The 6,888-nt window shown below is 64.8% G+C and carries 4 protein-coding genes; all 4 read left to right on the top strand.

All coding sequences use genetic code 11. The annotated features are described in order from the left end of the window. Positions 1-1,527, top strand: a 1,527-nt coding sequence (gene yidC / locus EGJ34_RS10035) for a membrane protein insertase YidC (RefSeq protein WP_125360344.1), incomplete at its 5' end; no start/stop codon positions are given. 136 nt (positions 1,528-1,663) lie between these two features. Further along, the gene (locus tag EGJ34_RS10030) at positions 1,664-4,339 is read left to right on the top strand and encodes a tetratricopeptide repeat protein (RefSeq protein WP_125360343.1); all 2,676 of its coding nucleotides are present in this window, start codon (positions 1,664-1,666) and stop codon (positions 4,337-4,339) included. Between the two features lie 3 nt (positions 4,340-4,342). Continuing rightward, complete coding sequence (gene mnmE, locus EGJ34_RS10025; RefSeq protein WP_125360342.1) at positions 4,343-5,686, top strand: tRNA uridine-5-carboxymethylaminomethyl(34) synthesis GTPase MnmE; 1,344 nt, start codon at positions 4,343-4,345, stop codon at positions 5,684-5,686. A 96-nt stretch (positions 5,687-5,782) separates the two neighbouring features. After that, entirely contained in the window at positions 5,783-6,766 is a 984-nt protein-coding gene (locus EGJ34_RS10020) for a restriction endonuclease (protein ID WP_260476956.1), read from the top strand. Positions 6,767-6,888: the final 122 nt, after the last annotated feature.

Raw genomic sequence — 6,888 nt, 5'->3', positions numbered from 1 at the left:
GGCAGCGCCCCGGCCGCAGCCGCAACCACCCAGGCTTCGGCCAGCGCGCCGCGCGTCACCGTCACCACCGACGTGCTGCGCTTGGTGCTGGACGGTGGCAACGTGCTGGATGCCGAGCTGCTGCAGTTCCCGCAGACCAAGGATGAAGGCAGCCCACCGGTTCGCCTGCTGACCGAAGAGCCGACCCACCCGTACCGCGCCATCAGCGGCTGGACCAGCCAGGACAAGAGCATGCCGGTGCCGGAAGCCAGTGGCTTCCGCCTGGTCGGCGATGCCAAGGACTTCGTGCTGGCCAAGGGCCAGAACGAGCTGCAGATTCCCTTCATCTGGGAAGGTCCGAACGGCGTCACCATCCGCCGCACCTTCACGGTCAGCCGCAACGAGTACGCGGTCAACGTGAAGGACGAAGTGATCAATGCCGGCACCACCCCGTGGAACGGTTACGTCTTCCGCACCCTGGACCGCACGCCGACCATCCTGTCGCGTAGCATGACCAACCCGGACTCGTTCAGCTTCAACGGCGCGACCTGGTTCGACAACGACAAGAAGTATCAGCGTCGCGCGTTCAAGGACTACATGGACGACGGCGCGGTCAACCAGCAGGTCACCGGTGGCTGGATCGCCATGCTGCAGCACCATTTCTTCACCGCGTGGATTCCGCAGGCCGACCAGGCGGCGAACTACTCGCTGTCCCAGCATGACGGCCGCGACCAGATCCAGGCCACCGGTCCGGCCTTCACCGTCGCGCCGGGTCAGCAGGTGAGCACCGAGGCCCGCCTGTGGGTGGGCCCGAAGCTGGTCAACCAGATCGCCAAGGAAGACGTGCCAGGTCTGGACCGTGTGGTCGACTACAGCCGTTTCTCTCTGATGGCCGTCATCGGCCAGGGTCTGTTCTGGGTCCTGAACCAGGTCCACAAGGTCGTCAACAACTGGGGCTGGGCCATTGTCGGCCTGGTGGTGCTGCTGAAGCTGGTGCTGTATCCGCTGTCGGCCGTGCAGTACAAGAGCGGTGCCAAGATGCGTCGCTTCCAGCCGCGCATCCAGCAGCTGAAGGAACGCTACGGCGATGATCGCCAGAAGTTCCAGACCGCGATGATGGAGCTGTACAAGAAGGAGAAGATCAATCCGATGGGCGGCTGCTTGCCGATCCTCATCCAGATGCCGATCTTCTTCGCCCTGTACTGGGTGCTGGTGGAGTCGGTGGAACTGCGCCAGGCTCCGTGGCTGGGCTGGATCCAGGACCTGACCGCGCGTGACCCCTACTTCATCCTGCCGATCATCAACATGTTGGTGATGTGGGCAACCCAGAAGCTGACCCCGGCACCGGGCATGGATCCGATGCAGGCCAAGATGATGCAGATGATGCCGTTGATCTTCGGCGTCATGATGGCCTTCATGCCGTCCGGTCTGGTCCTGTACTGGGTGGTCAATGGTGGTCTGGGCCTGCTGCAGCAGTGGTGGATGACCAAGCGCCACGGCAGTGACCCGGTCCCGGCCCCCGCCGCCCCGGCCTCCAAGAAAAAGTAACCGGTAGCAGGCGACCGTTGGTCGTCTGACCCCGATGTCTCCCGCAAAAGCCCGCCCTCCGGCGGGCTTTTGCACATCCAGCGGTAGAATTCCCGCAACCGGCGCCCGGCGCCACGCTTCACCCAATGGACTGCCCATGCCCCGCGCGCCCCTGTTCCGCCTGTCCCTGCCGCTGCTGCTGACGTTGGCCACTGTCGCCTGCAGCCAGAAACCAGACACCGCCACTCCGGACAGCGCAGCCCCGCAACACCCCAGCGCCCAGGCCGCGATCACCCAGGACCCGGCCACCGCGCCACTGCTCACCGCACTGCAGAAGCAGCTGGACGGCCATCGCCGCATCATCGTGCTGCTGTCCGACGAAGCCGAGCAGTCGCCTGCCGACCGCAATACATCCACCCGCGTCGGCCAGCAGCTGTTCCACGAAGGCCTGGAACAACGCGAAGCCATCGCGGGGCTGTTCGACACGCTGCTGAAGGGCACCACGCCGCAGCGGTTCACCACGCTGGGCACGGTGCTGGACTACATCGAATCCGCGCCTGAACTCTACGACGCCGACCGCCTCGCCTTCCGCGAAGTGCTGCGCGATCTGCACACCCGCATCGGCACCGACTCCTCGCTGCCGGCAGTAAAGCTGCACCAGCGCATCGGCGAAGACCTGGATGCGCTGGACGAGATCGAGCGCAACTACAACCAGGAACTCACCCGCATCTTCAGCCGCTTCGACCGCACCCGTGCGATTACGCTCAAGCGCGAGAAGTGGGAGGACTACGTCGCGCATCTGCGCACGTTGATCACCCGCGAAGCGATCCTGCGCGATTACGGGGTGATCGAGCCGTACCCGATGTCGATGCAGGACAGCGACCGCGAGATCTTCGGCCGCGACCTGCCCGCCAAGACCGTGGTGCTCACCTTCGACGATGGTCCGCACCGCACGCATACCGACGAAGTGGTGGCCATCCTGCAGCGCTACGACGTGCCAGGGGTGTTCTTCGAGGTCGGTCGCAATCTCGGCCAGGTGCAGGCTGACGGCACGCCCAAGCTCGGCCCGATGGCCAGCATCAGCCGCAACCTCATGGAGCAGGGCTATGCGGTGGGCAACCACAGCCTGACCCATGCACAGCTTTCGCGCACTACCGGCGACGCACTGCGCGAGCAGGTGCTGGCCACCGACACCCTGCTGCGCGATGTGGATGCACGCCGCGCACCGTTGTTCCGCTTCCCCTACGGCGCCCGCAACGCGGAGGGCCTGCAGCTGCTCAACGAAGCGGGCCTGAAGTCGATCATGTGGAACATCGACTCGATGGACTGGGCTGATCCGGTGCCCGAATCGATCGTGCAGCGCGTGGTCGATCAGGTCCAGAAGGAACAGCGCGGCATCATCCTGTTCCATGATATCCACGACCGTGCGGTGAAGGCGCTGCCGCAGATCCTCGACAGGCTGATTGCCGACGGCTATCAGTTCGCCGGCTGGAACGGCCGCGAGTTCACCGTCGCGCGTGCGCGCAAGGGTGCGACCAGCGACGACACCGTCACCACCGGTTACGAGAAGTCCTGGGCGATTGTGGTCGGCATCGACGATTACGCGAAATGGCCCAGGCTGGAGTACGCCAGCCATGATGCGCAGGCGGTGGCCGACACCCTGACCGGGCAGTTCGGATTCCCGTCGTCGCAGGTGATCGTGCTGAAGAACGAACAAGCCACCCGCAACAACATCCTGGCCGCGTTCCACGACCGCCTCGCCGACGACCGCACCGCCCGCAATGACCGCGTGTTCGTGTTCTTTGCCGGTCACGGGGCGACCCGCCGGCTCGCTTCGGGCCGCGACCTGGGCTACATCATTCCGGTGGACTCCGACCCGAACGCATTTGCTACTGACGCCATCGCGATGACCGATCTGCAGAACATCGCCGAAAGCATGCAGGCCAAGCATGTGATGTTCGTGATGGACGCGTGCTACAGCGGCCTGGGGCTGACCCGCGGCGGCCCATCCTCCTCCGCCTTCCTGCGCGAGAACGCGCGTCGCAGTGCGCGGCAGATGCTGACCGCCGGCGGTGCCGACCAGCAGGTCGCCGATGCCGGTCCGAACGGCCATTCGGTATTCACCTGGGTGCTTTTGCAGGCACTGGCCGGCAAGGGCGACCTCAACGGCGATGGCCTGATCACCGGCACCGAGCTCGCTGCCTATGTGGCTCCGGCGGTTTCGGCCGTCTCCCGGCAGACCCCGGCGTTCGGCAGTCTGCCCGGTTCGCAGGGCGGGGAGTTTGTGTTCCAGGTGCCGGACAGCCAGGAATATCTCAACGCCGACACTCATCAGCTGACCGCCGATGCGATCGCGCTGAACAGCAAGGTCGAATCCGTGCAGGACGCCAAGCCCGGCAAAGCACCGGTGACCGTGGCCAACCTTGAAGGCGGGCAGGCGAAGCTTGTGGTGCCCACCGCCGGTCCTGCCCCGGACCGCCAGCGCGCCCAGCAGGCCAACGACCGTGGCCTGCAGCTGTACCGCGAAAAGCGCTACGACGAGGCGGTGGCGCAATTCACCGAGGCGCTGAAGCTGCGCCCGGACTTCGCCCAGGCCGCCAACAATCTCGGCTTCGTCTATTACCGCCAGCAGCGGTACGCCGAGGCCGCCCGCTGGCTGGAAAACACGCTAAAGATCGACCCCTCGCGCGCGGTGGCCCACCTCAACCTGGGCGATGCCTACTTCCACGCCGGCGACAAACCCAAGGCCAGGCAGGCCTACACCACCTATCTGGCCCTGCAGCCGCAGGGCAGCGGGGCCGCGCAGGCCCGCGCGCAACTGGAGAAGCTGTAAGCCATGACCGCTGCCACCGACACCATCGTTGCCATTGCCACCGCGCCTGGTGCCGGCGGCGTGGGCATGCTGCGCGTTTCCGGGCCCAAGGCCGCGCAGATCGCGCAGTCACTCGGTTGCCCGGAACTGCGCCCGCGCCATGCGCACTATGCCCGCTTCCGCGATGCCGCCGGCGAGGTGCTGGACGATGGCATCGCGCTGTACTTCCCGGGCCCACGCAGCTTCACCGGCGAAGATGTGGTTGAACTGCAGGGGCACGGCAGCCCGGTGGTGCTGCAGCAGCTGGTGGCCCGCTGCATCACGCTGGGCGCACGCCAGGCGCGGCCCGGCGAGTTCAGCGAACGCGCATTCCTCAACGGCAAGCTTGACCTGGCACAGGCCGAAGCCATTGCCGACCTGATCGCCGCCAGCGACAGCCGCGCCGCACGTGCCGCACGGCGCTCACTTGATGGCGTGTTCTCGCGTCGCGTGGAAGATGCCGCAGAGCAGCTGGTGCTGCTGCGCATCCATGTGGAAGCGGCGATCGATTTCGCGGATGAACCGCTGGATACGCTGGGTGGCGAGCAGGTGCGGTCGGGTCTTGCCGAAGCGCTGCGCGCGATGGTGCAGCTGCGCGCCGATGCCGAACGTGGCCGTCGCCTGCGCGACGGTCTGCATGCCGTGCTGGTGGGGCCGCCGAATGCCGGCAAGAGTTCACTGCTGAACGCACTGGCCGGCAGCGAGCGCGCCATCGTCACTGACATCGCCGGCACCACCCGTGACACCCTGCGTGAGACCATCCGCATTGATGGCCTGGAACTGACCCTGGTCGATACCGCCGGCCTGCGCGAAGGCGGCGACGCCATCGAGCGTGAAGGCATGCGTCGCGCCCGCGCCGAGATGCAGCGCACCGACCTCGCCATCGTGGTGGTTGACGCACGCGACCCGCAGGGCGGCCGCGAGGCGATTGGCGACGCCATCCTCGATGTGCCGCAGCAGCTGTGGATCCACAACAAGAGCGACCTGCTCGCGGAAATTCCACCCACGGCAGACCCCAGCGTGGTGCATGTGTCCGCCGCTACCGGCGCCGGCCTCGAGCAGCTGCACACCCGCCTGCGCGAGCTGGCCAGCGGTGGGGCAGGGGACAGCGTGGAAGGCGAGTTTTCCGCCCGCGCCCGACATGTGGAAGCGATCACCCTGGCGATCGGCCACGCCGAGCGCGCCGAGTCGGAGCTGGTGCATGAGCATCTGGAGCTGGCCGCCGAGGAGCTGCGGCTCGCGCATGAGGCGCTGGGCGAGATCACCGGGCGGATGAGTGCGGATGATCTGCTGGGGCGGATTTTCTCGAGCTTCTGTATTGGGAAATAGCACGCCAATAAGGCGATAATTCTGCCCGTGCGATCCCCGTCCCAGCGATGGAGATCAGTAACCAACACCAGATGCGAGGGCTCAGCGATGACACGGATGTGGATGGTACGTGGCGATGGTGGAAACCTGTTTGACGCCTTTCGCGAGCGCAGCGTCGTGGCCATTGGGTGGCATCAACTTGCCGCAGCAGCCAAGCCTGGCGTACCTCGTCAAGATCTTGTCAGTCGATTCCTCAGCGCTGAGCCGCAAGCGAAGCGCGGAACGGCGTTATCGGGGGCATCACAGGTCTGGCGCTTCGTCAATGAAATTCAGGTTGGTGACTGGGTGGTTTCGTACTCTCCCCAGAACCGTGTGTACCTGATTGGCAAGATAGATGGCTTGGTCGAGCACCACCCGGAGTGGGATGCCGAAGGCATGTCATTGGCGCGTCATGTGATGTGGCAGCCGGGAGAGCTCCAACGGGACAGTCTTGGTGCCCCAAGCAAAAACAGCCTTGGATCGACCTTGACCGTGTTTCAAGTTCCCAACTCTGCCGCAGAAGAAGTACTCGCCGTCATGCGAGGAACCTCGCCTGCGACCGCACAGCTTGAGCAAGCAAGCGCGAGCGCCGATCCGCTAGAGGATGTGGAATCTCAGGGAATCGAGCTCATTAAGGACAGAGTCAATGAGCTCGACTGGAGCGACATGCAACAGTTGGTGGCCGGAATCCTGAGAGCGATGGGCTACAAGACGCAGGTGTCCCCTGCCGGACCGGATCGGGGGAAGGATATCGTCGCCTCCCCAGACGGCTTCGGATTCGAGCATCCCCGCATTGTAGTAGAGGTCAAGCACCGCAAAGGACAAATGGGTAGTCCGGAGATCAGGGGATTTCTGGGCGGCCGACACAAGGATGATCGTGGACTCTATGTGAGCACCAATGGATTCACCAAGGACGCGATCTACGAAGCTGAGCGTGCGCCGATTCCGCTGGCCCTCTGGACACTGGATCACGTAGTTCGGGCGTTGATCGAACACTACGATGCCACCGACGCTGAAACCAAGCGACTGGTGCCCCTAAAGCGGCTCTATTGGCCCGCTTGAAAGAATCTCAAAAGCTCATGAACTCCACTGAAGCACAACTCAAGAGATTCTTATCCACACTGAAGGATCTAGGAGGAAGCGCCGGTAACCATCGCCTCCGAGACACTCTCGGCTGGAGTGAG

Source organism: Stenotrophomonas sp. 278, assembly GCF_003935715.1.
Classification (GTDB): domain Bacteria; phylum Pseudomonadota; class Gammaproteobacteria; order Xanthomonadales; family Xanthomonadaceae; genus Stenotrophomonas; species Stenotrophomonas maltophilia_AH.
This window is presented reverse-complemented; position numbering and strand designations above follow the sequence as displayed.

Excerpts from the sequence above, each read along its gene's own strand:
- EGJ34_RS10030 (WP_125360343.1), top strand. The coding sequence starts at position 1,664 with ATGCCCCGCGCGCCCCTGTTCCGCCTGTCCCTGCCGCTGCTGCTGACG.
- mnmE (WP_125360342.1), top strand. The coding sequence starts at position 4,343 with ATGACCGCTGCCACCGACACCATCGTTGCCATTGCCACCGCGCCTGGT.
- EGJ34_RS10020 (WP_260476956.1), top strand. The coding sequence starts at position 5,783 with ATGTGGATGGTACGTGGCGATGGTGGAAACCTGTTTGACGCCTTTCGC.